This is a genomic window from Streptomyces sp. NPDC046379 (assembly GCF_055587785.1).
Genome location: NZ_JBVJFP010000004.1, coordinates 67333 through 94276, shown reverse-complemented (window position 1 = coordinate 94276; position 26944 = coordinate 67333). Strand labels below are relative to the sequence as shown.

General features: G+C 75.1%; 23 protein-coding genes and 1 pseudogene. 16 read left to right on the top strand and 8 right to left on the bottom strand.

Annotated features, from left to right (window positions below):
* The first annotated feature begins 82 nt into the window (after positions 1-82).
* Entirely contained in the window at positions 83-757 is a 675-nt protein-coding gene (locus ACZ6KF_RS09790; protein ID WP_356633335.1) for a hypothetical protein, read from the top strand.
* Positions 758-841: 84 nt separating this feature from the next.
* Here the strand turns inward: ACZ6KF_RS09790 and ACZ6KF_RS09785 are convergent, their stop codons facing one another.
* The 3 genes from ACZ6KF_RS09785 to ACZ6KF_RS09775 all read right to left on the bottom strand — a co-directional run bounded on the left by ACZ6KF_RS09785 (position 842) and on the right by ACZ6KF_RS09775 (position 3281).
* Entirely contained in the window at positions 842-1330 is a 489-nt protein-coding gene (locus ACZ6KF_RS09785) for a DUF6069 family protein (RefSeq protein ID WP_469237961.1), read from the bottom strand.
* A 200-nt stretch (positions 1331-1530) separates the two neighbouring features.
* Positions 1531-2133: a DJ-1/PfpI family protein gene (locus tag ACZ6KF_RS09780; RefSeq protein WP_469237958.1), complete on the bottom strand. Its 603-nt coding sequence runs from the start codon at positions 2131-2133 to the stop codon at positions 1531-1533.
* A gap of 122 nt (positions 2134-2255) precedes the next feature.
* Positions 2256-3281, bottom strand: coding sequence for a GlxA family transcriptional regulator (locus ACZ6KF_RS09775; RefSeq protein WP_356633341.1), 1026 nt, complete (start codon positions 3279-3281; stop codon positions 2256-2258).
* 211 nt (positions 3282-3492) lie between these two features.
* Between ACZ6KF_RS09775 and ACZ6KF_RS09770 the strand changes: the two genes are divergently transcribed.
* The 6 genes from ACZ6KF_RS09770 (at position 3493) to ACZ6KF_RS09745 (ending at position 11133) form a co-directional block, all read left to right on the top strand.
* Positions 3493-4332, top strand: a complete 840-nt coding sequence (locus ACZ6KF_RS09770) for an aldo/keto reductase (RefSeq protein ID WP_469237956.1) — start codon at positions 3493-3495, stop codon at positions 4330-4332.
* A gap of 217 nt (positions 4333-4549) precedes the next feature.
* Positions 4550-6310, top strand: a complete 1761-nt coding sequence (locus tag ACZ6KF_RS09765) for a beta-galactosidase (RefSeq protein WP_469237954.1) — start codon at positions 4550-4552, stop codon at positions 6308-6310.
* A gap of 91 nt (positions 6311-6401) precedes the next feature.
* Positions 6402-7484, top strand: coding sequence for a LacI family DNA-binding transcriptional regulator (locus ACZ6KF_RS09760; RefSeq protein WP_469237952.1), 1083 nt, complete (start codon positions 6402-6404; stop codon positions 7482-7484).
* Between the two features lie 71 nt (positions 7485-7555).
* The gene (locus ACZ6KF_RS09755) at positions 7556-7963 is read left to right on the top strand and encodes a luciferase domain-containing protein (RefSeq protein ID WP_356633349.1); all 408 of its coding nucleotides are present in this window, start codon (positions 7556-7558) and stop codon (positions 7961-7963) included.
* Positions 7964-8098: 135 nt separating this feature from the next.
* Entirely contained in the window at positions 8099-10492 is a 2394-nt protein-coding gene (locus ACZ6KF_RS09750) for a glycoside hydrolase family 65 protein (RefSeq protein WP_356633351.1), read from the top strand.
* A gap of 188 nt (positions 10493-10680) precedes the next feature.
* Positions 10681-11133 (top strand): RpiB/LacA/LacB family sugar-phosphate isomerase, encoded by a 453-nt coding sequence (locus tag ACZ6KF_RS09745; RefSeq protein ID WP_356633353.1) that lies wholly within the window; start codon positions 10681-10683, stop codon positions 11131-11133.
* 33 nt (positions 11134-11166) lie between these two features.
* On the opposite strand, the gene ACZ6KF_RS09740 is transcribed toward ACZ6KF_RS09745, so the two are convergent.
* The 3 genes from ACZ6KF_RS09740 to ACZ6KF_RS09730 form a co-directional block, all read right to left on the bottom strand.
* Entirely contained in the window at positions 11167-11514 is a 348-nt protein-coding gene (locus ACZ6KF_RS09740; RefSeq protein ID WP_356633355.1) for a DUF8129 domain-containing protein, read from the bottom strand.
* A gap of 79 nt (positions 11515-11593) precedes the next feature.
* Positions 11594-11959, bottom strand: a complete 366-nt coding sequence (locus ACZ6KF_RS09735) for a DUF6479 family protein (RefSeq protein WP_469179033.1) — start codon at positions 11957-11959, stop codon at positions 11594-11596.
* 37 nt (positions 11960-11996) lie between these two features.
* Positions 11997-12401, bottom strand: a complete 405-nt coding sequence (locus ACZ6KF_RS09730; protein ID WP_469237950.1) for a ChaB family protein — start codon at positions 12399-12401, stop codon at positions 11997-11999.
* A 121-nt stretch (positions 12402-12522) separates the two neighbouring features.
* Here ACZ6KF_RS09730 and ACZ6KF_RS09725 point away from each other — a divergent pair, with 121 nt between their 5' ends.
* From ACZ6KF_RS09725 to ACZ6KF_RS09690, 8 genes and pseudogenes are all read left to right on the top strand, one after another.
* Positions 12523-12897 (top strand): four-helix bundle copper-binding protein, encoded by a 375-nt coding sequence (locus ACZ6KF_RS09725; RefSeq protein WP_469160051.1) that lies wholly within the window; start codon positions 12523-12525, stop codon positions 12895-12897.
* Positions 12898-13077: 180 nt separating this feature from the next.
* Positions 13078-15291, top strand: coding sequence for a serine/threonine-protein kinase (locus tag ACZ6KF_RS09720; protein WP_469237948.1), 2214 nt, complete (start codon positions 13078-13080; stop codon positions 15289-15291).
* A 57-nt stretch (positions 15292-15348) separates the two neighbouring features.
* Positions 15349-16917 carry a phytoene desaturase family protein gene (locus ACZ6KF_RS09715; RefSeq protein WP_469237946.1) on the top strand — a complete coding sequence of 523 codons (1569 nt, stop codon included), beginning with the start codon at positions 15349-15351 and terminating at the stop codon, positions 16915-16917.
* Between the two features lie 71 nt (positions 16918-16988).
* A complete protein-coding gene (locus ACZ6KF_RS09710) occupies positions 16989-18503 on the top strand; it encodes an acyl-CoA synthetase (protein ID WP_356633365.1) in 1515 nt (504 codons plus the stop codon).
* On the top strand, positions 18500-19765 hold the full coding sequence (locus ACZ6KF_RS09705) for a hypothetical protein (protein WP_469160021.1): 1266 nt from the start codon (positions 18500-18502) through the stop codon (positions 19763-19765). Before ACZ6KF_RS09710 ends, ACZ6KF_RS09705 begins: the two co-directional genes overlap by 4 nt.
* A gap of 135 nt (positions 19766-19900) precedes the next feature.
* Positions 19901-20143, top strand: a complete 243-nt coding sequence (locus ACZ6KF_RS09700; protein ID WP_356633369.1) for a DUF397 domain-containing protein — start codon at positions 19901-19903, stop codon at positions 20141-20143.
* Positions 20144-20284: 141 nt separating this feature from the next.
* Positions 20285-21209, top strand: a pseudogene (locus ACZ6KF_RS09695) (universal stress protein).
* Positions 21210-21292: 83 nt separating this feature from the next.
* A complete protein-coding gene (locus ACZ6KF_RS09690) occupies positions 21293-21790 on the top strand; it encodes a hypothetical protein (RefSeq protein ID WP_356633373.1) in 498 nt (165 codons plus the stop codon).
* Between the two features lie 16 nt (positions 21791-21806).
* On the opposite strand, the gene ACZ6KF_RS09685 is transcribed toward ACZ6KF_RS09690, so the two are convergent.
* Together ACZ6KF_RS09685 and ACZ6KF_RS09680 are read right to left on the bottom strand one after the other, a co-directional pair.
* Positions 21807-23789, bottom strand: coding sequence for an N-acetylmuramoyl-L-alanine amidase (locus ACZ6KF_RS09685; RefSeq protein WP_469237943.1), 1983 nt, complete (start codon positions 23787-23789; stop codon positions 21807-21809).
* A gap of 233 nt (positions 23790-24022) precedes the next feature.
* On the bottom strand, positions 24023-25201 hold the full coding sequence (locus tag ACZ6KF_RS09680; protein ID WP_356633377.1) for an aminoglycoside phosphotransferase family protein: 1179 nt from the start codon (positions 25199-25201) through the stop codon (positions 24023-24025).
* 232 nt (positions 25202-25433) lie between these two features.
* Here ACZ6KF_RS09680 and ACZ6KF_RS09675 point away from each other — a divergent pair, with 232 nt between their 5' ends.
* Positions 25434-26939 carry a DNA-binding protein NsdB gene (locus ACZ6KF_RS09675; RefSeq protein WP_356633379.1) on the top strand — a complete coding sequence of 502 codons (1506 nt, stop codon included), beginning with the start codon at positions 25434-25436 and terminating at the stop codon, positions 26937-26939.
* Positions 26940-26944 lie beyond the last annotated feature (5 nt).

Sequence of the window (26944 nt, the reverse complement as noted above, 5' to 3'; positions counted from 1 at the left end):
GGCGGTTGCGGGTCTCCCCGCACCGCACACGGTTCTTTGCGGTCTGAGCCGATCGGGCCGTACGGTGTGGTGGACTTGGCCGATGGACGTGCGGGTGGTCGGGGTCGACGTGGGATCGGTGGCGCTGGGACGCTTCGCCTGGGCCGCGGTCGACGCGCCGCGACTGTCGCTGGTCGCCCAGGGGTCCGACCCCGGGACGGCCGCGGAGGCGCTCGCCGGCGCGCTGGCCCGTGGGGGCCGGGCGGCGCTGGTGCTGGAGGCCCCCGGGTGCGTGCCGGTGCCGGCCGCCGACCGGGCGGACGGTTGGCGCGACCTGGGCCGGGCGAGGGCGGGGGAGGGCAACCGGCCCTGGTCGGCGGGCGCCGGCGCCGGAGTCCTGGCCACCGGCGTCGCCCAGGCCGCGTGGCTGCTCGCGAGGCTGGCCGCGATCGCGCCCGGCACCGCGGCGACCACCGTCCCGCACCGCTGGTCGGCCGCGCACGGCCCGCGGCTGCTGCTCGCCGAGGCGCTGGTCTCCGGTGCGGGCAAACCCGTCCCGACGGCCGCCGGACCCCACGCCGCCGACGCGGAGGCCGCCGCCCGGGCCCTGGCCGAGCGCCTGCCCGCGCTGCCGGACCTCAGGACCGACGTGAGCTGCGCGCCGCACCGACCGTTCAACCTGCTCGCCGCCGCGGCCGCATGGGCCGGGCTGGAGGTGCCGGCGGAGGAACTGCACGGGGACCTGCTGGTCGTACGGGCCCGGCCCGCGGGTACCTGACGGGGCGCGCGGCGCGGCGGGGTCCGCGCGCAGGGCGGGGCGCAGGGGGCAGGACAGGCGAACGTGCGAGCGCGAGGCGCGTCCTCAGCCGCCCCCGCGCCGCGCCGACGCACCCCGCCCGACCGCCGACAGCAGGGAGCCGAGGGCGGCGCCGATCGCGAGGAACACCACGCAGGTGCCGACCTTGGTCTCCGTGCTCGCCGAGGTGGTGAACGGCCACACCACCAGCGCCGCCGTACTGAGGGCGACGATCCGGGAGAACAGCCGTCCGGGCCGTGAGGCGCTGCGCAGCAGCACATGCAGCAGCCCCGTGGCGGTCAGCGCGACGACGGCCGCGCCCCCGGCGAGCCAGCCGGTGGAGCCGCCGCCCGACGGCGCGGAGAACACGGCGATCCCCATCACGCCGCGCACCAGCAGCACGGCGGCCATGGCGGTCAGCCCCACCAGGCCGGCGGTCATCACCCCGCCGGCCCACAGCCGGGCCGCGTCCAGGCGCCGACCGGGGGAGTCCGGCGCGCTCCCGGTCCCGGGGGACCCATTCCGGCGGTCGGAGGACTGGTTCGGGGACTGCACGATCGGCCTCCTGGTGACGGGTGTGCGCGCCCTGCTCACCCTGTCGCCCTCCAGGGGGTGCGCGCCCTGCTCACCCCCTCGTCATCGAGGGGCGTGCGCCATCCGTACCCCTTGCCGGGGCCGCGCCCCCGCCCCCTCCTCCGTTCGGGGCAGCGCACCCGCCCCCTCCTCCGTTCGGGGCAGCGCACCCGCCGCCGGTGTCAGACCGGCTCGTCCGCGAGATACGGCGGGGCCGGGTCGTACTGGATCTCACGCCGTACGGCCCGCGCGTGATCGCGGCCGTGCAGCCGGCCGACCAGCCACAGCGCGCTGTCGATCCCCGCGGACACCCCCTGGCTGGTGAGCAGGTTCCCGTCGGTCACGTAGCGGGCGTCCCGGACGACGGTGACGTCGCCCTTCGCCGCCAGTTCGTCCTCGTGGTCCCGGTGCGTGGCCACCCGCCGGCCCCGGGCCGGACCGGCGGCGTGCAGCAGGAACGCGCCGGTGCACACGCCGTGCACCCACGCGGCCTGCCCGGCGGTCTCGGCGATCCACCCGGTGACCACGGGATTGCGCGGCTCGACCAACCGGGCGCCCCGGCCGCCGGGCACCGTCAGCACGTCCAGCGCGGGATGGTCGTCCAGCGTGTGGTCGGGCAGCACGCGCAGCCCCTTCGCGCAGCGGACCGGGCCGGGCCGCTCCGCGACGAGGACCGCCCTGTCCGCGCCGCCGCGCAGCAGGGCGGAGGCCGTGAAGACCTCCCAGGGGCCGGCGAAGTCCAGTTCCTCGACCGCGTCGAAGACGAGCAGGCCATAGGTCGTCATGCGCATTCCTCACTCAAGTGCCGATGGGTTCGCGTGGTCATGGGGCTCATGTGCCGATGGGCGGGCATGTGCTGATGGGGTTCATGCCGACGGAGCGTCATGTGCCGATGGAGTCGACCGGGTTACGTGCCGATGGGGCGGGCGGGTCGGTCGCCGAGAGGCCGGGCGAGGTCCCGGACGGCCGGTCCGCCGGCGGAGCGGAAACGCGCCCGGTAGTCGGAGGGCGCGACGCCGAGCCTGCGCTGGAAGGTGCGGCGCAGGGTCTCCGCCGTGCCGAAGCCATGACGCCGGGCGATGGACTCGACCGGCTCGTCGCCCTCCACCAGCGCCCGCCGGGCCGCCTCCACGCGCACCTGTTCGACGTACGCCGCCGGAGGGACGCCCAGTTCCGCGGTGAAGCGGCGCTGGAGGTGACGCGGGCTGAGCCCGGCGTGCGCGGCGAGGTCCGCGATGCCGTGCCGGGCGCCCGGCGAGGAGTGGATCGCCGTCACGGCCGCGCGCACCGGATCCGTCGCCGGCTGCCGCGACCACAGCGCCACGCTGAACTGCGACTGGCCGCCCGGCCTGCGCAGGAACAGCACCAGCTCGCGCGCCGCCGCGTGCGCGGCCTCGCGGCCGAGGTCGTCCTCGACCAGGGCGAGGGCCAGGTCCATGCCGGCGGTCACCCCGGCCGACGTCCACACCCGGCCGTCCCGGATGAACACCGGGTCGCAGTCGACGCGCAGGCCCGGGTGCTCACGGGTGAGCTGTTCCTCCCGGCCCCAGTGCGTGGTGACCCGGTGACCGTCGACGAGCCCCGCCGCGGCCAGCAGGAACACTCCGCTGCACACCGAGGCGACCCGCCGGGCATCGCCGCCCGCCGCCGCGATCCAGCGCACCAGCTCCTCGTCGTGCCGGGCCTCGTCGACGCCCTGTCCGCCGGCCACCACCAGGGTGTCGATCCCGTGCGGATCGGCCCCGTCCACGCCGTGTCCTGCGTGCACGGACAGCCCGCTGCTGGTGGCGACCGGACCGGAGCGGGCGGCCACGACCTCGCACGTGTACGCGCCCGTGTGATGTGCGGCGTGGTGGAACACCTCGTGCGGTCCGGCCAGGTCGAGCTGCTGGAAACCGTCGAAGATCACGAAGACGATGCGTCGCTGGGTCACCTCTCCACCGTCGGCTCCGCGCGCCGTTGGCGTCAACGACACGCACCCCACGGATCGCGCCATGGCCACCGGCGGTCACCCGCCGCGACGCCCACGACAGCCGCGCCCGCCACCCGTGACCGGCCGGCCACGACGACCGGCCGCCCAGGCCACCGGTGATCGCCCAACCGGCTTGGTAGCGTGCGCTGTTGGACGAGGGAGAGAGCAACGCATGACAGCGCGCACATTCCGCATCGGGGGAGACCTGCCCGTAGGGCGCATCGGCTTCGGTGCGATGCGCCTGCCGACCGAGCCGGGCCCCGACCGGGCGGCCTCCATGGCCGTGGCGCGGCGGGCGGTCGAGCTGGGGGTCACCCTGATCGACACCGCCCACCTCTACGGCGCCGGCGCGAACGAGGAACTCCTCGCCGAGGCCCTGCACCCCTACCCGGACGACCTGCTGATCACCACGAAGGTCGGCGTGGCCCGCACCGGTCCCGGCGGGGAGTGGCGGCTCGACGGCCGGCCGGAGATCCTCCGGCAGCAGGTGGACGACGCCCTGCGGCGGCTGCGCGTCGAACGCCTCGAACTGCTCCAGCTGCACCGCATCGACCCCGAGACCCCGATGGCGGAACAGCTCGGCACCCTCCGCGAGCTGCAGGAAGCGGGCAAGATCGGCCGGATCGGGCTGTCGGAGGTGACGGTCGCCGATCTGGAACAGGCTCGGGAGACGATCGACGTGGTCAGCGTGCAGAACGCCTACAACCTGCTCGACCGCGCCCACGAGCCCGTCCTGCAGGCCTGTACGGCGGCCGGGATCGCGTTCCTGCCCTGGCGTCCCGTCGCGCACGGTGGCGCCGGCGCGCGCGAGGAGGTCGCCGCCGTCGCCCGGGAGCTGGAGGCCACGCCGACGCAGGTCGCCCTCGCCTGGCTGCTGGCCCGCTCGCCGGTGGTCCTGCCCATCCCCGGCACCGCGAGCATCGGACACCTGGAGGAGAACGTCGCCGCCGCCGAGCTGCGGCTGACGGACGCCCACCGCGCCCGGCTGGACGCGCTGGCCCCACCGGCGTGACACCGGGAGCCCTCGCACGCCACCGCGTGGGGGATCCGCTCGCCCCGCCGGCCTGACGCACCCGCAGCCCCTCGCACTCCGCCTTCCCCCGCTGGGCGCGCACGCCCGCCGGCCTGACACCGGCAACTCCCGCACACCACAGTGCGGGGGATCTTGACGCGAGTGATGTTACCGGTAACACTCGCGATGGCCCGGCCCACCGCCCGAAGGGACCTCCATGCCCGCCCTGACCACCACCTCCGACGGCTTCCTGCTGCACGGCGAGCCGCTGCGGATCATCTCCGGCGCGATGCACTACTTCCGCGTCCACCCGGACCAGTGGGCCGACCGCCTCCGCAAGGCCCGGCTGATGGGGCTCAACACCGTGGAGACCTACGTCCCCTGGAACGCCCACCAGCCCGACCCCGACGGCCCTCTCGTCCTCGACGGCATCCTCGACCTGCCGCGCTACCTGTCCCTGGCCAAGGCGGAGGGCCTGCACGTCCTGCTGCGCCCCGGCCCCTTCATCTGCGCCGAGTGGGACGGCGGCGGCCTGCCCTCCTGGCTCACCTCGGACCCGGACATCCGGCTGCGCAGCAGCGACCCCCGCTTCACCGACGCGATCGACCGCTACCTCGACGCGCTGATCCCGCCGCTCCTGCCCCACATGGCGGCGGTCGGCGGCCCGGTGATCGCCGTCCAGGTGGAGAACGAGTACGGCGCCTACGGCAAGGACGCCGCCTACCTCGAACACCTGCGCACGGGCCTGCGTTCCCGCGGCGTCGAGGAACTGCTGTTCACCTGCGACCAGGTCGACCCGGCCCACCTGACCGCGGGCAGCCTCCCCGACACCCTCGTCACCGGGACCTTCGGCAGCCGCATCGAGTCGAGCCTCGCCACCCTGCGCGCCCACCTGCCCGAAGGCCCTCTGATGTGCACGGAGTTCTGGATCGGCTGGTTCGACCACTGGGGCGAGCCGCACCACGTGCGGGACGCGGCCGACGCCGCCGCCGACCTCGACCGGCTGCTCACGGCCGGCGCCTCCGTCAACATCTACATGTTCCACGGCGGCACCAACTTCGGCTTCACCAACGGCGCCAACCACGACCACGCCTACGCCCCCGTCGTCACCTCCTACGACTACGACGCCCCGCTCGCCGAGAGCGGCGACCCCGGCCCCAAGTACCACGCCTTCCGCGAGGTCATCGCCCGCCACGCGCCCGTCCCCGACGAACCCGTCCCCGCCCCCGCGCCCAAACTCCCGCCCACCACCGTCGAACTCGACCGCCGCGCCCCCTTCCTGCCGTACGCGGCCGGGCTCCCCGGCGCCGTGCGCAGCGAGCACCCGCTCACCTTCGACGACCTCGGACAGCGCTCGGGATACGTGCTCTACCGCACCACCCTGCCCGCCTCCGGCGACGGTCTGCTGCACTTCGAGGGCGGCGTCGGCGACCGCGCACAGGTCTTCGTGGACGGCGCCCCGGCCGGCGTCCTCGAACACGAACGACACGAGGAGGCCCTGCACGTCCGCTCGCCCCGCCCCGGCGCGATCCTGGACGTCCTCGTCGAGCACATGGGCGGCGTGAACTACGGCCCCCGCATCGGCTCGCCCAAGGGGCTCCTCGGCCGGGTCGCCTTCCAGGGCGCCGCCCTGCGCGGCTGGGACTGCCACCCCGTCGCCCTGGACGACCCGGCGCCGCCCCTCGAGGCCCGCGACGTCGTCGAGGCCGCCGGTCCCGCCTTCCACCGCGGCGTCTTCGAGGTCGCCGAACCGGCCGACGCCTTCCTCGCCCTGCCGGGCTGGACCAAGGGGCAGGCCTGGATCAACGGCTTCCACCTCGGCCGCTACTGGAACCGAGGCCCCCAGCGCACCCTCTACGTCCCCGGCCCCGTGCTGCGCCCAGGCGCCAACGACCTCGTCCTGCTTGAACTGCACGGCGCAACCGGCCGCCACGCGCACCTCACCGACGCCCCCGACCTCGGGTGGGTCAAGCCCTGACCCGGCCCGGTCCGCCCCGCCCGGCCTATCCTGTGGATCCGCCGGACGGGGCAGGGCCGCCGGCACGAGGACACGAGGAAGCGCCGCCCGCATGACACCGAGCACCGACGACGGCACGGCCCCCAAAGGGCGCAGCCGCCGCAGTTTCGCGGGCGCACGGCCGGTCATGGCCGACGTGGCCCGCCGGGCCGGGGTCTCCAAGCAGACCGTCTCCCGTGTCCTCAACGACCACCCGTCCGTGCGCCCCGAGACCCGGCAGGCCGTCCTCGACACGATGCGCGCCCTCGGCTACCGGCCCAGCCGCAGCGCCCGCTCCCTGGCCAGCGGGCGCACCCGGCTGCTCGGCGTGATCTCCTTCGACGCCGCCCGCTACGGACCCGCCTCGGTCCTCACCGCCATCAACACCGCGGCGCAGGACGCCGGTTACCTGGTCAGCTCCATCGCCCTGGCCACCGCAGACCGGGACACCGTGGCCCGCGCGGTGGACCGGCTGTCGGCCGAGGGCGCGGACGGCGTCATCGCGATCGCCCCGCAGCGCCACGTCGCCGCCGCCCTGGCCGAGGCCCGCCTGGAGACCCCCATGGTGATGCTGGACAACGACCTCGGCGGCGGCATCCCCATGGTCACCGCCGACTCCCGCGACGGCGCCCGCGCCGCCACCGAGCACCTGCTCGGCCTCGGTCACGCCACCGTCCACCACATCGCCGGCCCCGCGGGCTGGACCGCCGCCGACGTCCGCGCCGCCGGCTGGCGCGCCACCCTCGCCGCGGCCGGCGCCACCGTCCCCGAACCCCTCGCCGGCGACTGGAGCGCCGACTCCGGCTACGCGCTCGGCCGCCGGCTGGCCCGCGACCCGGGCGTCACCGCGGTGTTCGCCTCCAACGACCAGATGGCCCTCGGCCTGCTGCGCGCCCTGCACGAGGCCGGCCGCCGCGTCCCCGAGGACGTCTCCGTGGTCGGCTACGACGACATCCCCGAGGCCGCCCATCTGCTGCCGCCGCTGACCACCGTGCGCACCGACTTCGGCGAGATCGGCCGGCGCGCGCTGCGCCTGCTGCTGGACCTCCTCGACCGCGCCGACGGCGGCACGGGCCGCGGCCCCCGCACGGAATCCGTCGTTCCGGTCCGCCTGGTCGTCCGCCGCAGCACCGGAGCGGCCCCCTCCGCCGGGTGAGGATCCTCTCGCCTGGGTTACGAATCGCTCAACCTCTGGTATCTGCGCGGTGATCGGGTGACGATGGGCGCATGACTCTGGCCCAGCGCGCCCTGGAGCGACTGGAAGCCTGGCCCGACCTCACGGCGGGCCAGGCCAGTTGCGGCACAGGGCGGGCAGTTCGCTCCCCGTACAGCGAGATAGCCCACTTCCACACCGACCACGACGTGGACCTCCACCTGACCGACCGGGCCATCCGGCGGTTCGCCCACGACCTGCGGGACACCACCGCCGTCCGGCTGCTGCCCGGCTCCCGGTGGGTCACCGTCCACCTGGACTGCGACACGGACGTCGACCTGCTGCTGAGCCTGGTGAGCATGGCCCTCCAGGTCCACCAGGCCAAGCCGCCGAGCGTGCCCCCGGCCCTCGACGCCTGCAACTTCCACCGCGTCACGGTCCTGCGCCGCGACCCGGCCGGCCTGGCCCCTCCCCGCATCTGACCGGACCCTCCACCGATCCCGCCCCCGTCCGGCGTGGGCGCGCCGCCGTGCCCGCCCACGGAGGGACACTGCTGGGGCACGGAGCCGGGACCGCCTGGGCGGACCCGGCCGGCCGCATGCGGGAGGAGCGCCGAGGTGACGGGCTGGACCTGGGAGTACGAGGGCTACGAGGCCGCGGACGAACGGCTGCGGGAGTCGCTGTGCACCCTCGGCAACGGCTATTTCGCCACACGGGGAGCCCTGCCGGAGTGCGTCGCGGACGACGTCCACTACCCGGGGACCTATGTGGCCGGCTGCTACAACCGGCTGGTCTCCACCGTGTCCGGCCGCGAGGTCGAGAACGAGGACATGGTCAACCTGCCCAACTGGCTGCCGCTGCGCTTCCGGCTGCACGGCCGTCCGTGGATCACTCCCGACACCACCCCCGTCCTCGAACACCGCGCCGTGCTCCACCTGTCCTCCGGCGTCCTGGAACGGCTGACCCGGTTCGACCTCGGCGGCGGGCGCGCGCTGACCGTGCGCCAGCAGCGCCTGGTGCACATGGGCGACCCCCATCTGGCCGCCCTGCGCACCGAGTTCACCGCCGACGGCTTCACCGGCGAACTGCACGTCGAAGCGGCCGTCGACGCCGGCGTCACCAACGCCGGCGTGCCCCGCTACCGCGACCTGGACGGCCGCCACCTCACCCACGCCCACTCCGGCGCCGAACGGGACGTGGTGTGGCTGCGCTGCCGCACCCGCACCTCCGACATCCGCGTCGGCATGGCCTCCCGCATCACCGCCGACGGCCCCGTCGCCATCCGCCACGCCCTGCCCCGCACCACCCAGCGCACCCGGCTCAAACTGACCCCCGGCCATGCCCTCACCGTCGACAAGACGGTCGCCCTGCACACCTCCCGCGACCCCGCCATCAGCGACCCGCTGTACGCCGCCGTCGCCCGGGTCGAGCGCGCTCCCGGCTTCGACGCGCTGCTGCGCTCGCACCGCACGGCCTGGGCCCAGCTGTGGCGGCGCACCGACGTCGACGTGCCCGGCGAGGCGGGCCGCATCCTGCGGCTGCACCTCTTCCACGTCCTGCAGACGCTCTCCCCGCACACCGCCGACCTCGACGTCGGGGTGCCCGCCCGCGGACTGCACGGCGAGGCCTACCGCGGCCACGTCTTCTGGGACGAGCTGTTCGTGCTGCCCTTCCTCAACCTGCACTTCCCCGAGATCTCCCGCGCCCTGCTGCACTACCGCCACCGCCGCCTCGAACAGGCCTGCACCGCCGCCGTGAACGCCGGGCGCAAGGGGGCGATGTACCCGTGGCAGAGCGGCAGCGACGGACGTGAGGAGACCCAGCAGCTGCACCTCAACCCGCGCTCCGGCCGCTGGCTGCCCGACCACTCCCACCTCCAGCACCACGTCGGCTCGGCGATCGCCTACAACGTGTGGCAGTACTGCGAGACCAGCGGCGACACCGAGTTCCGGCACACCAAGGGCGCCGAGATGCTGCTCCAGATCGCCCGCTTCTGGGCCGACGCCGCCACCTACGACGAGTCCCTCGGCCGCCACCGCATCAAGGGCGTCGTCGGCCCCGACGAATACCACGACGCCTACCCCGACGCCGTACAGCCCGGCCTCGACGACAACGCGTACACCAACGTCACCGCCTCCTGGGTGCTCACCCGCACCCTGGAACTGCTGCACGGCCTGCCCGAGCCGCGCCGCCGCGAGCTGGCCGAGCGCACCGGCCTGGACGACGGCGAACTCCACCGCTGGGAGGAGGTGTCCCGCACCCTCCACGTCCCCTTCCACGAGGGCGTCATCAGCCAGTTCGAGGGCTACGGCGACCTCGCCGAACTCGACTGGCACGGCTACCGGCGGCAGTACGGCGACATCCGCCGGCTGGACCGGATCCTGGAGGCGGAGGGCGACACCGTCAACCGCTACCGGGCCTCCAAACAGGCCGACGTCCTGATGCTGGGCTACCTCTTCTCCCCGGCCGAACTGGAAGCGCTCTTCCGGCGGCTCGGGCTGCGGCTGGACGAGGAGACCTGGCGGCGCACCGTCGACCACTACCTGCACCGCACCAGCCACGGCTCCACCCTGAGCGGACTCGTGCACGGCTGGATCCTGGCCCGCGCCCGCCGCAGCGAGGCCTGGCAGTTCGTCCAGGAGGCCCTGCGCGGCGACATCGCCGACGTGCAGGGCGGCACCACCGGCGAGGGCATCCACCTCGGCGCGATGGCCGGCACCCTCGACCTCGTGCAGCGCGGGCTGACGGGTCTGGAGACCCGCGACGGCGCCCTGTGGCTGGACCCCGTGCCGCTGCCCGAGCTCTCCACCTACGGCGTCTCCCTGCGCTACCAGGGCAACTGGGGCATCCGGCTGCGGCTGCGGCACGGCCAGATGGAGATCACCATGCCGTCGTCGGACGCGTTCCCCATCGCCGTGCGCCTCCCCGACCGCGCCGTCCGGCTCCAGCCGGGGGAGACGATCCGGCTGGCCCTGCCGGACCGCCCGGCCCCGCTGCGCGAGCGGGCGTGAGACGAGAGAGCGGGGCGCATGACCGACCTGCGCACCGTGGGCGTCCTCGGCACCGGCATCATGGGCGCGCCGCCATGACGCGCACCCTGGTGAAGGCCGGCCACGCCGTCCGCGCCCGGAACCGGGGCGTGCCGCGGGACAGCTACCAGGCTGCCACGTGAGCCCGCGGGCGGCGTAGGCTCGCGGCCATGCGGATCTCCGTCTCCTCGGACATGGACGAACCCGTGGCCCGCCTGCTCGTCGCCGAGTTGCGCGAGCGGGGCCACGACGTGCGCGCCCACGGTGCGCTGCGCGAGGGCGACGACCCCCAGTGGGCGGCCTGCTCGTCGGCCGCCGCCCGGGACGTCGCCGAGGGCAGGGCCGACCAGGCGGTCGTGTGCTGCTGGACCGGCACCGGCGCCTCGATCGCCGCCAACAAGGTGCCCGGGGTGCGGGCGGCGCTGTGCACGGACGCCTACTCGGCGGACGGCGCGCGCCGCTGGAACGACGCGAACGTGCTCGCCCTCAGCCTCCGGCTCACCTCGGAGCCGCTGCTGAGGGAGATCCTCGACGCGTGGTTCGCGGGGCGGCCCAGTGCGGACCCGGACGACCGGTGGAACGTCGCCCGGATCCGGCGCATGGATTCCGCCAGGTCGGCGTAGCCGGCGTAGGCGGCGCGGGGCGGCCCCGCGTCGTCAGCGATCGCCCTTGGACTTGCCGCGCTGGTCCGGGGTGCCGTGCGGCGGGGCGCCGAACGGCTCGGGGGACGTCGCGGGCGACACGTGCGAGCCGGTGCGGCCCCGGGCCTGCTCCGGACGCAGGGCCCCCGGGTCGCCGGACGTCGGCTCGGCTCCCGACTTCAGCTGCTCCAGGCGGGCGGTGAGCACCTCGGTCACCGGGAGGCGGTCGGCGTGCGTGCGCTCGTAGGCGAGCAGCTCCTCCACCTCCTCGGCGGTCAGCGACCGCACCCGGGACTCCAGGCCGCCGATCGGCAGATGGTCGTAGTCGGGCAGCGGCAGTGTGCTGCGGCCGGGGTCGGCCATGGGACTTCACTCCCTTTGACGTCTGACTGCGGGATTCCGGCTGATCTGCGGTCCCCACGGGCCGGCCGGGTGCGCGGGCTCAGTGCGCGCCGAGGCCGCCGCCGCCGAACGAGCCGCTGCTGCCCCGGCTCCAGCGGGGCCGGGGCTTCGCCGCGCCCGGCCGGGTCTGCATGTTGGTCAGCTCGTACGGCGTGAGCGCGCGACCGCCCTTGGGGGACCGGGGCACCTCGTCGGGCTCCCGGCTCTCCCGGATCTCGTGCACCGGGCCCTCCGGCGGCAGTTTCGGCTGCTCCTCGGGGCGCGGGCGCGGCGGCTCGCGCAGCTTGAGCCGGGAGCCCAGCCAGAAGCTGCCGGCCAGCAGGATCAGCAGCGCGACGGGGACGGCGAACATCCCGAGGCTCATCAGGCCGCTCGGCTCGGCCAGCTGCGTCGATGCGATAGTCATATCGGACGAATACCCCCTAATGGGGTGGCGAACCGGGTCACCCCTCGCGGGCGGCGCGGGTCCGGGACCGGTTGGCCTTGCGGATCGCGTCCAGCAGTTCCGCCTTGGACATGCGCGACCGGCCGTCGACGCCGAGCCGCTTGGCGACGTCGTACAAGTGCTCCTTCGAGGCGCTCTCGTCGACGCCCTCGCCGCTGCGCCCGCCCTGTCCGCGGGGCCGCGCCGACTGCGGGTCGGAGGGGCCCCTGCGGCCGCCCTCCTTGCGCTCCCAGTGGTCGCCGACCTTCTCGTGGGTGTGCTTGAGCGCTCCGTAGGCCACGCGGTGGGCGCGCTCGCCCTCGCCGTAGGTCTCGACCGCCGAGTCGTGCGCCTTGATCCAGGTGCGCCGGGCCTCCCGGGAGGACCGCTCCAGGGTCGAGGGCAGTTCCTCGCGTCCGGGCACGTGATCCACCTCCCTCGGTGCGTCGGGTGGTGCTCGGGAGGCACGGGTGCCCGCGCGGGGGAACGGGGAAACGGCCCCCCGTCCCGCCGGGTTTGGCGGGTGACGGCCCGGCTACTCGCACCTGGTGACTACGACATCGCAGCAGGAGCTGTTCCGGTTCCTGGAGGACCGCTTCGCCTGTGCGCAGAGCTGCACGGAGTGTGCACGTGCGGCTGCGCTGCGCGCGAGTCTCGTGGAACCGAACGGAACCGAGGAGCAGGAACTCGTCCGACGCAAGGGGATCATGTGCGCGGAGGTGTGCGACGCCACCTGCCGCATGCTGTCCGAGCAGAACACGACCGACGAGGCCGGCATGCGGGTGCAGCTGGAGTGGTGCCGTACCGTCTGCCTGGAGACCGCGCAGGTCTTCGACCGCCAGGAGGGGGCCGAGGCCGCCGCCGAGGCGTGCCGGGCCTGCGCCCGCGCGTGCACGGACTTCCTCGCCGGCCTGGACTGACGCGGCCCCCGGCCGGCGCGGGACGGCTTTCGGCGGCGTGCGCGCGGACGCCCCGGCGCGAGTCGGCCGGGTCACCCGGCGCGGTGCCCCACCCGCGGCGTACCCAGCGCGGCGACGGGTCGCCATACTGGAGGCGCCAGGGGCGGGCGCGGCGAGGAACGACGGGGGCGACGGCACACGATGGGGGAGAACAGACTGATCCAGGGCCGGTACCGGCTGCTGGATCCGATCGGGCGCGGCGGCATGGGCGAGGTCTGGCGGGCGCGCGACGAGTCGCTCGGCCGGCACGTCGCCGTCAAGTGCCTCAAGCCGTTCGGCCCGCAGCACGACGAGTCGTTCACCGCCATGCTCCGGGAGCGGTTCCGCCGCGAGGCCCGGGTGGCCGCCGCGCTCCAGCACCGCGGCGTGACCGTCGTGCACGACTTCGGCGAGTCCGACGGCGTGCTCTTCCTGGTCATGGAACTGCTCGACGGCCGCAACCTCGGCCAGGTCCTGGACGACGCCGAGCGCCGCCCGCTGTCCGTCCCGGACATCCTCGACATCGCCGAGCAGGTCGCCGTCGCCCTCGCCCACACCCACGCCCAGGGCATCGTCCACCGCGACCTGAAGCCCGCCAACATCGTCCGCCTCACCGACGGCACGGTGAAGATCTGCGACTTCGGCATCGCCCGCCTCGGCGACGACATCGGCGCCGGCTCCCGGCTCACCAGCACCGGCGTGACCATGGGCACCCCGCACTACATGTCCCCGGAACAGATCGCCGGCGGCGAGGTCGACCAGCGCAGCGACCTCTACTCGCTCGGCTGCGTCCTGTACGAACTCGCCACCGGTCAGCCGCCGTTCGACCTCCCGGACGCCTGGTCCATCCTGGTCGCCCACCGCGACACGCCCCCCGCGCCGCCCCGCGACCACCGGCCCGAGCTGCCCGAGCAATTGGAGCGGATCGTCCTCGACCTGCTCGCCAAGCGGCCCGACGGGCGCCCGTCCGACGCGACCGAGCTGGCGCGCCGCATAGCCGGGAGCCGTACCGTCCCGGTGGACGCGACGGCGCAGGGCGGCGGCCGGCCCGGGCGGACCCCGCGCGATCCGCGGCTGCCGGCCTGGACCCGCGGCATGACCGCCGGACGAAGGGCCGAGGGCGCAGCGCCCGGCCCCCTCACGCCGGACCCGGCCACCGCCCTCACCGGCGCATGGACCACCGGCCCCGGCGCCGGCCGCACCACCGTGCCCCCCTTGGCGCCTCCCACTCCCGTCCCGTCCGCCCCGTCCGCCGACGCCCTCACCACCCTCGCCGGACGCCACAACGCCGGCCTCAGCCTGGCCCGCCTCGGCCGCTGGGACGAGGCCGGCGAGGTGCACCGCGCGGTCGCCGCCGAACGCGAGCGGCTGCTCGGACCCGACCACCCCGACACCCTCGCCAGCCGCTACGAGATCGCCTTCCTGCTCAGCCGCACCGGCCGCGCCGCCGAGGCCCTGCACGAATACGACCACGTCGCCCGCGCACGGGAACGGCTGCTCGGCCCGGACCACCCCGACACCCTCGCCGCCCGTCAGGAGACCGCGTACGTGCTCGGCCAGCTCGGCCGTCCCCTCGACGCCCACGAGGTGTACGTCAGGGTGCTGGCCGCCCGGGAGCGGAGCATGGGCCCCGACCATCCCGACACCCTGCGCTGCCGCCACAACTTCGCCCTCAACCTCGCCCGTCTCGGCCGGGTCGAGGACGCCCACCGCATCGCCCGCGAAGTGGCCGACGCCCGCGCCCGGATCCTCGGCCCGGAGCACCCCGACACCCTCGTCACGCGGTACGAGGTCGCCTACGCGCTCGGCCGGCTGGGCCGCTGGGAGGAGGCCCTCGTGACCTACGGCCAGGTCGCCGAGGCCCGCGCCCGCGTCCTCGGCCCCGACCATCCCGACACCCTCGCCGCCCGCTACGAGACCGGCATCAGCCTGGGCCGCCTCGGCCGCAGCGACCAGGCCCTCGGGGTCTACCGCGAGCTGATCGCCGCCCGCACCCGCGTCCACGGCCCCGCCCACCCGGAGACCCTGCGCGCCCGGCACGGCCTCGGCGTCAACCTCGGCCGCCTCGGCCGCTGGGCGGAAGCCGTCGCCGAGTCGCACGAGGTGGCCGCGGCCCGCGCCCGCGTCCTCGGCCCCGACCACCCCGACACCCTGATCAGCAGGCGCGAGGTCGCCGTCGGCCTCGGCTGGCTCGGCCGCTGGGCGGAGGCCCTGGCCGAGTACCGGGCGGTCGCCGACGCCCGCGCCCGCGCCCTCGGCCCCACCCACCCCGACACCCTCGCCGCCCGCAACGACGAGGCCCACTGCCTGCAGCAGCTCGGCCGGGGCCGGGAGGCCGCGGCCCTGCGCCGGCCCCGGGCCGCGGGCGGCGTCTGACCCGCGCGCCGCGCCGCTCCCCTGGCCGACCGCGATCACCGCGTGTTACCAAGGGACATGCCCGTACACGAGGACCACCGGCGCTACGACGCCGTCATCGTCGGCGGCGGACACAACGGCCTGGTCGCCGCCGCCTACCTGGCCCGCGCCGGACGGTCGGTGCTGGTGCTGGAACGGCTCGACCACACCGGCGGGGCGGCCGTCTCCACGCGGCCCTTCCCCGGCGTCGACGCCCGGCTGTCGCGCTACTCGTACCTGGTCAGCCTGCTGCCTCGCAAGATCGTCACCGACCTCGGCCTGGACTTCCGGGTCCGCACCCGCACCGTCTCCTCGTACACCCCCGCCGAACGCGACGGCCGGCCCACCGGACTGCTCGTCGGCGGCGGCGAGGCCCGCACCCGGGAGGCGTTCGCGCGGCTGACCGGCGGCGAGCGGGAGTACACGGCCTGGCGGCGCTTCTACGGCGCCACCGCCCGCGTCGCCGAACGGGTCTTCCCCACGCTCACCGAGCCGCTGCCCACCCGCGAGGAACTGCGCCGCCGCATCGACGACGAACAGGTCTGGCGCGCGCTGTTCGAGGAACCGATCGGCGTCGCCGTCGAGGAGCACTTCACCGACGACCTGGTCCGCGGCGTCGTCCTCACCGACGCGCTCATCGGCACCTTCGCCGACGCCCACGACCCCTCCCTCAAGCAGAACCGCTGCTTCCTCTACCACGTCATCGGCGGCGGCACCGGCGCCTGGGACGTCCCCGTCGGCGGCATGGGCGCCCTCACCGACGCGCTGGCCGCCGCCGCCCGCGACGCCGGCGCCGTCATCGCCACCGGGCACGAGGCCCTGAGCGTCGACACCGACGGACGGCACGCCGAGGTCCTCTACCGCACGCCCGAGGGACAGGGCGCCGTCGCCGCCCGGCACGTCCTGGTGGGCGCCTCCCCGCAGCAGCTCGCCGCGCTCACCGGCGCGGCGCCGCCCGAACCGGCCGAGGGCGCCCAGCTGAAGGTCAACATGCTGCTGCGCCGGCTGCCCGGGCTGCGCGACACCTCCGTCGACCCGCGCGAGGCGTTCGCCGGCACCTTCCACATCGCCGAGGGCTACGGCCAGCTCGCCACCGCCCACCGCCAGGCCGCCGCCGGCGAACTGCCCGGCACGCCGCCCTCGGAGATCTACTGCCACTCGCTCACCGACCCGACCGTCCTCGGCCCCGGACTCGCCGCCCGCGGCTACCAGACGCTCACCCTCTTCGGCCTGCACACCCCCGCCCGCCTCTTCCGGGAGAACAACGACGCCGTGCGCGAGGAACTCCTGGCGTCCACCCTCGCGCAGCTCGACGCCCATCTGGCCGAACCGCTCGCCGACTGCCTGGCCACCGACGCCGACGGCCGCCCCTGCATCGAGGCGAAGACACCGCTGGACCTGGAGCGCGACCTGTGGCTCCCGGGCGGCAACATCTTCCACCGCGACCTTTCCTGGCCCTACGCCCAGGAGGGCGCCGGCCGCTGGGGCGTGGAGACCGAACACGCCAACGTCTGGCTGTGCGGGGCGGGCGCGGTGCGCGGCGGCGGGGTGAGCGGGGTGCCGGGGCACAACGCGGCGATGGCGGTACTGGAGGCGAGCACCGACTGACGACCCGTCAAAGAGCGGTCCGCGCCGCGGTCCTTGACCATGGTCCCGCGCGGCGCCGAGGATCGGGTCCCATGACGCCCGGACACGGCAGCACGGTCGACGGCCTGCTGCGACGCAGCGCCCGCCGCACCCCGGCCCGCCTCGCGGTCGAGTACCGCGACCGCCGCTGGACCTACCAGGAACTCGACGACGCCGTCTCGCGCGCCGCGGGCCTGCTGCGCGGCCGGGGACTGGCCCCCGGCGACCGGGTCGCCGCCTACGGCCACAACTCCGACGCCTACCTCATCGGCTTCCTCGCCTGCGCCCGCGCCGGCCTGGTGCACGTACCGGTCAACCAGAACCTCACCGGCGACGAGCTCGCCCACCTCGTCGGGCAGTCGGGCAGCTCGCTGGTCCTCGCCGACCCCGGCCTGGCCGGCCGGCTGCCCGACGGGACGCCCGTGCTGCCGCTGCGCGACACGGCCGGCTCGCTCCTGGCCGCACTGCCGGACGCCACCCCGTACGACGGTCCCGAACCCGGCGCCGAGGACCTCGCGCAGCTGCTGTACACCTCCGGCACCACCGCCCTGCCCAAGGGCGCGATGATGACGCACCGCGCCCTGGTGCACGAGTACCTCAGCGCCATCACCGCCCTCGACCTGTCCGCCGGAGACCTGCCCGCACACGCCCTGCCGCTGTACCACTCCGCGCAGATGCACGTCTTCCTGCTGCCCTACCTCGCCGTCGGGGCGACCAACATCGTCCTCGACGCCCCCGACGGCGACCGCCTGTTCGACCTGATCGAGGCCGGACGCGTCGACAGCCTCTTCGCACCGCCCACCGTGTGGATCGCCCTGTCCCGGCGCGCCGACTTCACCACCCGGGACCTCGGCGGCCTGCGCAAGGCCTACTACGGGGCGTCGATCATGCCGGTGCCCGTCCTGGAGCGGCTGCGCGCCCGCCTGCCGGACCTCGCGTTCTACAACTGCTTCGGCCAGAGCGAGATCGGCCCCCTGGCCACCGTCCTCGGCCCCGACGAGCACGAGGGCCGCATGGACTCCTGCGGCAGGCCCGTCCTGTTCGTCGAAGCACGCGTCGTGGACGACAACGGCGACGACGTCCCCGACGGCACCCCCGGCGAGATCGTCTACCGCTCCCCGCAGCTGTGCGAGGGCTACTGGGACAAGCCGGAGGAGACCGCCGAGGCCTTCCGCGGCGGCTGGTTCCACTCCGGCGACCTCGCGGTGCGCGACCCGGACGGCTACTTCACCATCGTCGACCGGGTCAAGGACGTCATCAACTCCGGTGGCGTGCTGGTCGCCTCCCGCCAGGTCGAGGACGCGCTCTACACGCACGAGGCGGTCGCCGAGGCAGCCGTCGTCGGCCTGCCCGACGCACGCTGGATCGAGGCCGTCACCGCCGTCGTCGTGCCGCGCGGCGAGGTCACGGAGGCCGAGCTGATCGCGCACGCCCGCACGCGGCTCGCCCCGTTCAAGGCGCCCAAGCGCGTGGTGTTCGTGCCGGAGCTGCCGCGCAACGCCAGCGGCAAGATCCTCAAGAGGGAGCTGCGGGACCGGCTCGCGGACGGCGCGGGGAACGCCGGTTGAGCGGCGAGCTGAGCAGCGCCACCGGAATACGGCAGACGGTCACCGTCGTGCTGCCCGTCTCGCTGCCCGACGGCGGCCCGCGGGAGACCGGGTGGACGCCGGGGCCGCTGCCCTTCCGCGCCGGGCAGGGCGCCTGGGACCGTGAGCGCCGGGCCCGGTACTTCGCACCGGCCGCCGCCCGCGCCCTCTACGACGACCGGCGCCACCGGACGGTGTCCGTGACCGAGGGCGCGCTGCGCCTCGAAGGGCTGGAGCTGCTGCGCGCGGCGACACCCGGCGCGCCCCGGCGCGGCCTCGGCGTCCTGCACTTCACCGTCACCGGGCCCCGCCTGCTGGAAACACTGCGCGCGATCGGCCACCGCCCCGGAGCCGGCCCCGACCCGCTGACCGGCCCGCTCGACCCGGCCGTGCTCTTCGCCGACGCGGCCGACACCCGCCCGCCGGCCGCCCCCTTCGCCCTCGCCCGCCCCTACACCGTCGCCTTCTTCACCCCCGCCGCCCACCACACCGCCGCCCTGCGCGACGCCGACCGCGAACTGCCGCCCTCCGCCGACAGCTGGCTGCGCTCCCTGGCCGCCCGCGCCACGGAGGACGACAACCCCTCCCCGCCCCAGCGGCTCGAACGCGTCGCCGCCGAGGCGATCCGCATCTCGGCGGACTGGAGCGCCCTCGTCGACCGGCACGGGGCCGCCTTCCTGGGCCACCGCCCCGACCGCGGGGAGGGCGACTTCTACGGGTTCGCCCTGGCCCAGGCCCGTACCGTCCACCTCGACGCGCTGCTGCTCGGCATGGTCCAGCGCGACCACCTCGACGCCCTCACCGACGAACTGTCCCAGGTCTTCGGCAGCGCCCCCGGACTCGCCCGCCGCGTCTTCGCCCTGGAACGCAACATCGCCGTCTTCCGCAGCACCCACTGGCGGCGCCACCAGACCGTGCACGGACCCGCCGACGGCCTGCTGCGCGCCTTCCAGGCCCGCCACCGCCTGCCCGAGCTGTTCGCGGACATCCTCGCCGAGGCCGCCGACTACAGCCGCATCGTGCAGACCCGCGAGAGCGGGCAGATCGCCGGGGCGCTCGGCGTGCTCACCATCCTCGGCCTGCCGCTGGGCACCGCCCTGTCCGTCCTCCAGGTCCTCGGCGACGAGAACCCCCGCCACCTCGTCCTCGCCCTCCTCGCCGCCCTGGCCGCCACGACGGCCGCCCTGACCACCCGCTACGGCCGCCTCGTCCTCGCCTCCCTGCGCGGCACCCCACGCCGCTGACCGGCGGCGCACCCGCACCCGGCGGGGCCGGCCCGCCGGACCGAGCGCCCGGGAGGGAGCCGCTCACACGGCCTGTCCGCCCGGGGAACCGGTCGCTAGGCTGACCGCGGACGACGAACCGGGAGGAGCACGGACGTGGCCGACAGCACCACCCAGCAGAAGCCGCTCATGGGCTGGGACAAGCCGGAACTCGACCTCAGCAAGGCCGAGTGGCAGTCCAGCAGCCGCGGCCTGGGGGACGTACAGATCGCCTTTGTCGAGGGTTTCATCGCCATGCGCAACAGCCGCCGCCCGGAGAGCCCCTCCCTGATCTTCACCCCCGCCGAGTGGGGCGCGTTCGTCTCCGGCGCGCGCGAAGGAGAGTTCGACCTGACGTAGGCCCCGCGCGCGGCCCGCGAGCCGATCCGGGGGTGTTCCCCCCGATTTTCCGGACACGCGATGTCGTACGGCCTCCCGGGGCGGTGTCTGAGCGAGGCTGACCCCGGGAACAGGCGGGCCGCCCTCCGGAGGTGAGGACCCATGAGCACGCTGCCGGTCATCGCGGCGTTCGACGGTTCGGACGACAGCGTGCGCGCGCTGGACTGGGCGTACGACGCCGCCCGCGGGCGCGGCGCCCCCCTGCGGGTGGTCCACGTGCGGCAGTACGCGGTCCGGGTCCCCGCCGGCACCGGTGTCGCCCCGCTGCCCGAACCGGCGGACGACCCGGTCCTGGCCCGCGCCCGCGAGCACTTGGCGCGGCGCGGACCGGCCGGACGGCGGGAGCGGTGTCGCGTACCTCGGCCCCGAGGGCCAGCCCGCGGCGCTGCTGCCCGAACTGGGCGCCGACGCACAGCTGCTCGTCCTCGGCTCCCGCGGACGAGGCGGCTTCGCCCGGCTGCTGCTCGGCTCCAACGGCCTGGCCGCGGCCCGGGACGCAGCGTGCCCCGTCGTCGTGGTGCCCCGGCCCGGCCGCGAGGTCGACCGGCCCCTCGGCGCCCCGCCGACCGGCCCCGGCCCCCGCGTCGTCGTGGGCCTCAACGCGGACGGCCCCGACGACGCCGCGCTCGCCTTCGCCTTCGCCGAGGCGGCCCTGCGCGGCGCCCGCCTCCAGGTCGTGGCCGCCTATCCGTGGCCGGTGCAGGTGTGGGCCGGGGCCATGGGCGAGCCGGTGCCGACCGGGATCGACCAGGGCGCGGTCGAGGACGAGACCCGGGCCCTCACCGAGGGCTTCCTCGCCCCGCACCGCGCACGCCACCCCGACGTCCGCGCCGAGCCGTACCTCGCTCCCGGCGACGCCGCCGGCCATCTCGTCGCCGCCTCCCAGGACGCCGACCTGGTCGTCGTCGGCCGGCACCGCAGACGGCTGCTCGCGCCCGCCCGCATGATGGGCTCGGTCACCCACGCCGTCCTCCTGCACGCGGCCAGCCCCGTCGCCGTCGTGCCCCCGGCCCCGCCGGAGGGCTGACCGGCCGCACGGCACCCGTGCCCGCCCCGACCGCGGGGTTGCCCAGCCGTCGCCGACGGGCCGTGGGCACGTACCATGGCGGCATGTCGTTCCTCCGCCGCCGCAGCGCCACTCCCGCCGGGCCCGACTTCGACGTGCTGGCCATGGACCCGGGCGACTGGCCCGGCAACCTGGGCGCGGGTCTGCTGCCCGCCCCCGACGGCACCTGCCAGGGCGTCTTCCTGCGCTACGACCTGTTCGGCGGGCGCGGTCCCGCCATGATCATCGGCAATCTGCCCGAGGGCTCCCCGGCCCGCGAGATCGCCGACGGACAGGTCCCCTTCGAGGTGGCCCAGCTGCTGCTGGCGCTGGAGAACGACGAGGAGGTGACCGTCGTCGGCACCGAGGACGTGCCCGTCATGCAGGGCGACAACCTGCTCATCGTGCGCCGGCTGAAGCTCTCCGAGAGCCGGATCTCCTGCGTGCAGTTCGACCGCAGCGACAGCGTCCTGGTCACCATCGCCGCCTGGGACCGCCCCATCACCGACGACCTGTACGCCCTGCTGAAGCCGCTCCCGGCGGAGCTTTTCCAGCAGGGCTGAGGCCCGCCGCCCGCGCCTACCGGGCCGTCGTCACCGTGACGTCGGCGGCCCGGACGAACGCCACCCGGTGGCCGAACTGGATCTGGTAGTACAGGTCGTCGCCGCGCACCACCCGGTGCCCGGCGGGGTCGAAGGCGACCGCGTAGTAGTACTCGCCCGGCACCTTCTCCCCAGCGACGTACTTCTGGCCGGCGAGCAGTTTGTACGGCAGCGGCGACACCGACTGCGCGGGCACCCCCGCCGGATAGGCGGACGCCTCCGGATAGGCGCGCCCGTACACCGGGACGCTCTCCAGCCCCTCCTTCGGCGTGATCACCCGGCCCCGGGCGGGGACGGCGGTCGGGTTTGCGGCCGGGTTCTCGAACCAGGCCTTCTGGCCCAGGTACCAGATCGCCGTCCAGTCGCCGGACCGCTCCGCCACCGCGTACTGCTGCCCGGTGGAGACCCGCGAGCCGATGTCGTTGACCCCGGTCGTCGAGTCCTGGCCGCCCGGTCGCAGTCCGATGTCCTTGATCAGCGGGTAGCCCTCACCGGGACCCGAGTACAGCCGCACCGCGCTGGAGCCGTGCACCGGGCAGGGCTGCCCGGCGGTCGCGCACCCGGTGAACTCCGGCCGGTTCGACGCGTAGTCCGGCCGGATCGTCACCACACCGCTGCCGGGGCCCGCCGTGGGCACCAGGGGCCGGCCCAGCAGGGCGAAGTAGTGCCGCCAGTCCCAGTACGGTCCCGGGTCGGTGTGCATCCCGCGGACCGTCGCCGTCGTCGGCCCCGGCACGGTGTCGTGGCCGAGGATGTGCTGCCGGTCCAGCGGGATGTCGTACTTCCGGGCCAGGTACCGCACGAGCCGCGCCGACGAGTGGTACATCGCCTCCGTGTACCAGGCGTCCGGCGAGGCCAGGAAGCCCTCGTGCTCCAGGCCGATCGACTTCGCGTTGACGTACCAGTTCCCCGCGTGCCAGGCCACGTCCTTCGCCTTGACGTGCTGGGCGATGTGGCCGTCGGTGGAGCGCAGGGAGTACTGCCAGGACACGTACGTCGGGTCCTGGACCATCCTCAGCACGCCCTCCCAGCGGCCCTCCGTGTCGTGCACGACGATGTAGTCGATGTCCTGCGAGACGGGCCGGTCGCCCAGGTCGTGGTTGCCGTAGTCACCGTCACCGAACTGCTCGTAGGGGGCCGGGATCCACTCGCACGACACCGTCGGCGGGCACTCGGTGCCCGCCGCGGACGCCGCGCGCAGGCCCGTGCGCCGCAACTGGGCGGTGTCCGGGGCGAGGCCGGGGCGGGCGGGCAGGGCGACCCGGTCGCCGCTGTCCGTGATCCGCTCCTCGCCGGAGCGGATCACGTCGTACACGTCGTCCGCGTACGCCGCCGCCGTCGCGGTGTCGTCCGCGCCGGAGAAACGCGCCACCGCCCCGTACCAGTCCGCCGGATCGTCGCTCGCCGGCTCGCCCAGCTCCCGCTGCGCGGCGGCCAGCAGCGCGGCGCCGCCCGCCACATTGGCCGCGGGATCGGTGCGCAGCGCCTCGGGGCTCAGCCCGGACACCTCGGCCGCCTTCGGCAGGGTCCGCAGCCGCGCGGGCAGCTCACCGGTGTCCGGCAGTTCCGCCTCCGGACGCAGCGGCGTGCGGGCGTCGTCGCCGCGCGGATCCTCCTCCCCCTCGCTGTGGTGCGGCGGCGCGGTGGCGAGGGCGGTACGGGCGTCGGTCAGGTGCATCGGACCGTAGCCGCCGGTCACGCTGGCAGCGCCGCCGTGCGTGTCCCAGCGGGACTGGAGATAGGAGACGCCCAGCAGCACGCTCTGCGGCACGTCGTAGGCGGCGGCAGCGGCGGCGAACGCCGCCTGGAGCCCGCCCGCCGGTGCGGCGGGCGGCGCCGATCCGGCCGGGGCGGCACCGAGCAGGGGCAGCAGCAGCGCCGCCGAGGCCACGGCGCCGGCGGTGCGCCGCCCGCGGAGGGCTCCGCCGGCTCGGCTGGGGTCGTGGGCGGTTCCTCGCAATGCAGCCTCCTGTGACGGTCGGGCGCGATGAGCCGTGCGGGGCCGGGCGTGTCAGTGCTACCGGCTCTCCGACGATCCGTCAATCATGCGACCACCCGGCGTTTTCCCGGGTCGGCGCGGCCTGCGGGGCGTCAGTGGCGTACACCAATGAACGCCCGCCGCACAGGGCACGGGACATGACGAGGGCCCGTGGCGCACCTTCGGGGCGGTGCGCCACGGGCCCTCGTGTCCCGTCAGCGGGTCCCGACCGCCGCGCGCACCGCCCGCCGGGCCAGCTGGCAGTCGTCGTGCAGCCGGCGCAGCAGCAGCCGCTGTTCCTCGCCCGTCGGCACCGCGCCGGGGTGGGCCGCCGGAGCCGGGGCCGTCTCGCGCATCGAACGCTGGACGGCCGTCTCGTACGTACGGATCTCCCGCGTCAGCACCAGCATCAGGTTCACCAGGAACGCGTCCCGCGAGGCCGGGCCCGCGGACTGGGCGATCTGGCTGATGTGCCGGCGCGCCGCCGGGGCCTCGCCGAGCACCGACCACAGGGTGGCCAGGTCGTAGCCCGGCAGGTACCAGCCGGCGTGCTCCCAGTCCACCAGCACCGGCCCGGCGGGGGAGAGCAGGACGTTGTTCAGCAGCGCGTCGCCGTGGCAGAACTGGCCCATGCCCTGCCGGCCCGCCGCGTGCGCGATGCCGTGCAGCAGCTTCTGGAGGTCGCCCAGGTCCCGGTCGGTGAGCAGCCCCAGCTCGTGGTACCGGGTGATGCGCGCCGCGTAGTCCAGCGGCGCGTCGAACGTGCCCGCCGGGGGCCGCCAGGAGTTCAGTCGGCGGACCGCTCCCAGCGCCGCCCGGATGTCGGCGCGCGGCGGGGCTTCCACGGGGTGCCGCTGGAGGGCGGCCACCCGTCCCGGCATCCGCTCGATCACGAGCGTGCCGTTCTCCGGATCCGCAGCGATCAGCCGGGGCGCCCGCACGGGCGGGCGGTGCCGGACGAACGAGCGGTATGCCGCTATCTCGTGCCGGATCCGCTCGGCCCAGGCGGGGGACTGGTCCACCAGGCACTTGGCCACCGCCGTGCTGCGCCCGGTGGTCCCGACCAGCAGCACGGCCCGTCCGCTGCGCCGCAGCACCTGCACCGGGGCGAACTCCGGGCAGATCCGCTGGACCGAGGCGAGCGCCGTACGCAGCTGGGCCCCCTGCGCGCCGGACAGGTCGAGCCGCCCGCTGAGCGGTGGGGTGCCCGTCCCCGCGACCCGCCGTGGCCCGCCGCCCACGAGGGCGGTGACCTGCGGCCGCCCGGGGGAGAGATAGGGGCCGCCCGCGCCCTGCAGGGGGGAGTCGCCGGTCCGGGGCGAGACGGGCGCCTGGGAGGGGCGCGGGCGCAGCGGGCGGGGCGGTGCGGACACGGAGGACGATGCTGCGTACATGGGCGATACAGATCCCTTCGTGTGCCTGCGACGTCAGTGCGGACCCCGGCCCGGCCGCCCGGGAGCACCCTGGGGAATGTCCTTCGGCGACCGGGTCGGGGTGGCGCGTTCCTACCCGACACCCGATGCCCGGTGGCACACCATCTGGCGCACCCTGGCGAACCCTGGCGAATAGTCGCCCGGCAAGTCACCCGGGGCTACTGTCAACTCAGCCGAGAACCTGGGGGCTTACGTGAGCGGACAACCCAACACCCGCCTCGCGGACCTGTTCGGCCTGGCCGGCTGGTCCAAGGGGGAGCTCGCGAGACTGGTGAACCGGCAGGCGGCGGCCATGGGCCATCCGCAGCTGGCGACCGACACCTCGCGGGTGCGGCGGTGGATCGACATGGGAGAGATCCCGCGCGATCCGGTGCCACGGGTGCTGGCGGCTCTGTTCACCGAGCGTCTCGGCCGTGTCGTGACCATCGAGGATCTCGGTCTGGTCCGGCCCGGGCGTGCGGGGAAACGGCAGGGCGGCGGGAGTGCGGAGCATCCCGACGGAGTGCCGTGGGCGCCCGAGCGGACCGCCGCGGTCCTCACCGAATTCACGGGAATGGACCTCATGCTCAACCGACGCGGCTTGGTGGGCGCGGGTGCCGCGCTCGCCGCGGGATCAGCACTCAGCACTGCCATGTACGACTGGCTGCACACCGATCCGGCCCTCGCTGCCGACGCTCCCCTCCTCGACGACCCCCTGCACGCCGACCCCGCCGGGTACGACCGCTACGAGGCCGCCCCCATCGGATCGCAGGAGATCGAGGAACTGGAGACCTCGGTCGAGGTGTTCCGGGCCTGGGACGCCTCCCGCGGCGGGGGGCTCCAGCGCAAGGCGGTCGTGGGCCAGCTCAACGAGGTGGGCGGCATGCTCGCCTACCGTCACCCTCCCCATCTCCAACGGCGCCTGTGGGGCGTGGCGGCCAACCTGGCCGTCCTCGCGGGCTGGATGTCGCACGACGTCGGGCTGGAGCCCACGGCGCAGAAGTACTTCGTCATCGCCGCGCACGCCGCGCGCGAGGGCGGCGACCGGCCCCGGGCCGGCGAGGCGCTCTCCCGGGCGGCCCGCCAGATGGTGCACCTGGGCCGGCCGGACGAGGCGCTCGACCTGATGAAGCTCGCCCACTCCGGCTCCGGCCCGGCGCTGCTGCCGCGCACCCAGGCGATGTTCCACACGATCGAGGCATGGGCGCAGGCGTCCATGGGCAAGGGCCAGGCCATGCGCCGCACCCTCGGCCGGGCGGAGGACCTCTTCGTCTCCGACAGGGGGGACGTGCCGCCGCCGAACTGGATGCAGCTGTTCAACGAGGCGGATCTGTACGGCATGCAGGCCCTGGCCTACCGCACGCTCGCGGAGTTCGAGCCGGACGCCGCGGCGCAGGCCCAGCACTTCGCCGACAAGGCGCTGGCGCTGCGGGTGGAGGCGCAGCAGCGGTCGAAGATCTTCGACTTCCTGTCCATGGCCTCCGCGTGCTTCATCGCGGACGACCCCGAACAGGCGGACCGGTTCGCGCGCCTGGCCCTGGTGTCGATGGGGCAGAACTCCTCACGCCGCACCTGGGACCGGCTGCGCGAGATGTACCGGCTCACCGCCCAGTACGCGAGCTACCCCAGGATCCAGGAGCTGCGCGAGGAGATCAGACTGGCGTTGCCCCGCACGAAGGGCAACGCGAAGGGCAAGGAGGGCGGCAGCGGCCGGGTGTAGGCCGT

Bases quoted from the DNA above. Each gene is read 5' to 3' on its own strand.
- ACZ6KF_RS09760 (WP_469237952.1), top strand. From the start codon at position 6,402: ATGACACCGAGCACCGACGACGGCACGGCCCCCAAAGGGCGCAGCCGC.
- ACZ6KF_RS09680 (WP_356633377.1), bottom strand. From the start codon at position 25,201: ATGTACGCAGCATCGTCCTCCGTGTCCGCACCGCCCCGCCCGCTGCGC.
- ACZ6KF_RS09765 (WP_469237954.1), top strand. From the start codon at position 4,550: ATGCCCGCCCTGACCACCACCTCCGACGGCTTCCTGCTGCACGGCGAG.
- ACZ6KF_RS09780 (WP_469237958.1), bottom strand. From the start codon at position 2,133: ATGACGACCTATGGCCTGCTCGTCTTCGACGCGGTCGAGGAACTGGAC.
- ACZ6KF_RS09790 (WP_356633335.1), top strand. From the start codon at position 83: ATGGACGTGCGGGTGGTCGGGGTCGACGTGGGATCGGTGGCGCTGGGA.
- ACZ6KF_RS09710 (WP_356633365.1), top strand. From the start codon at position 16,989: ATGACGCCCGGACACGGCAGCACGGTCGACGGCCTGCTGCGACGCAGC.
- ACZ6KF_RS09745 (WP_356633353.1), top strand. From the start codon at position 10,681: ATGCGGATCTCCGTCTCCTCGGACATGGACGAACCCGTGGCCCGCCTG.
- ACZ6KF_RS09755 (WP_356633349.1), top strand. From the start codon at position 7,556: ATGACTCTGGCCCAGCGCGCCCTGGAGCGACTGGAAGCCTGGCCCGAC.
- ACZ6KF_RS09715 (WP_469237946.1), top strand. From the start codon at position 15,349: ATGCCCGTACACGAGGACCACCGGCGCTACGACGCCGTCATCGTCGGC.
- ACZ6KF_RS09690 (WP_356633373.1), top strand. From the start codon at position 21,293: ATGTCGTTCCTCCGCCGCCGCAGCGCCACTCCCGCCGGGCCCGACTTC.
- ACZ6KF_RS09735 (WP_469179033.1), bottom strand. From the start codon at position 11,959: ATGACTATCGCATCGACGCAGCTGGCCGAGCCGAGCGGCCTGATGAGC.
- ACZ6KF_RS09720 (WP_469237948.1), top strand. From the start codon at position 13,078: ATGGGGGAGAACAGACTGATCCAGGGCCGGTACCGGCTGCTGGATCCG.
- ACZ6KF_RS09740 (WP_356633355.1), bottom strand. From the start codon at position 11,514: ATGGCCGACCCCGGCCGCAGCACACTGCCGCTGCCCGACTACGACCAT.
- ACZ6KF_RS09770 (WP_469237956.1), top strand. From the start codon at position 3,493: ATGACAGCGCGCACATTCCGCATCGGGGGAGACCTGCCCGTAGGGCGC.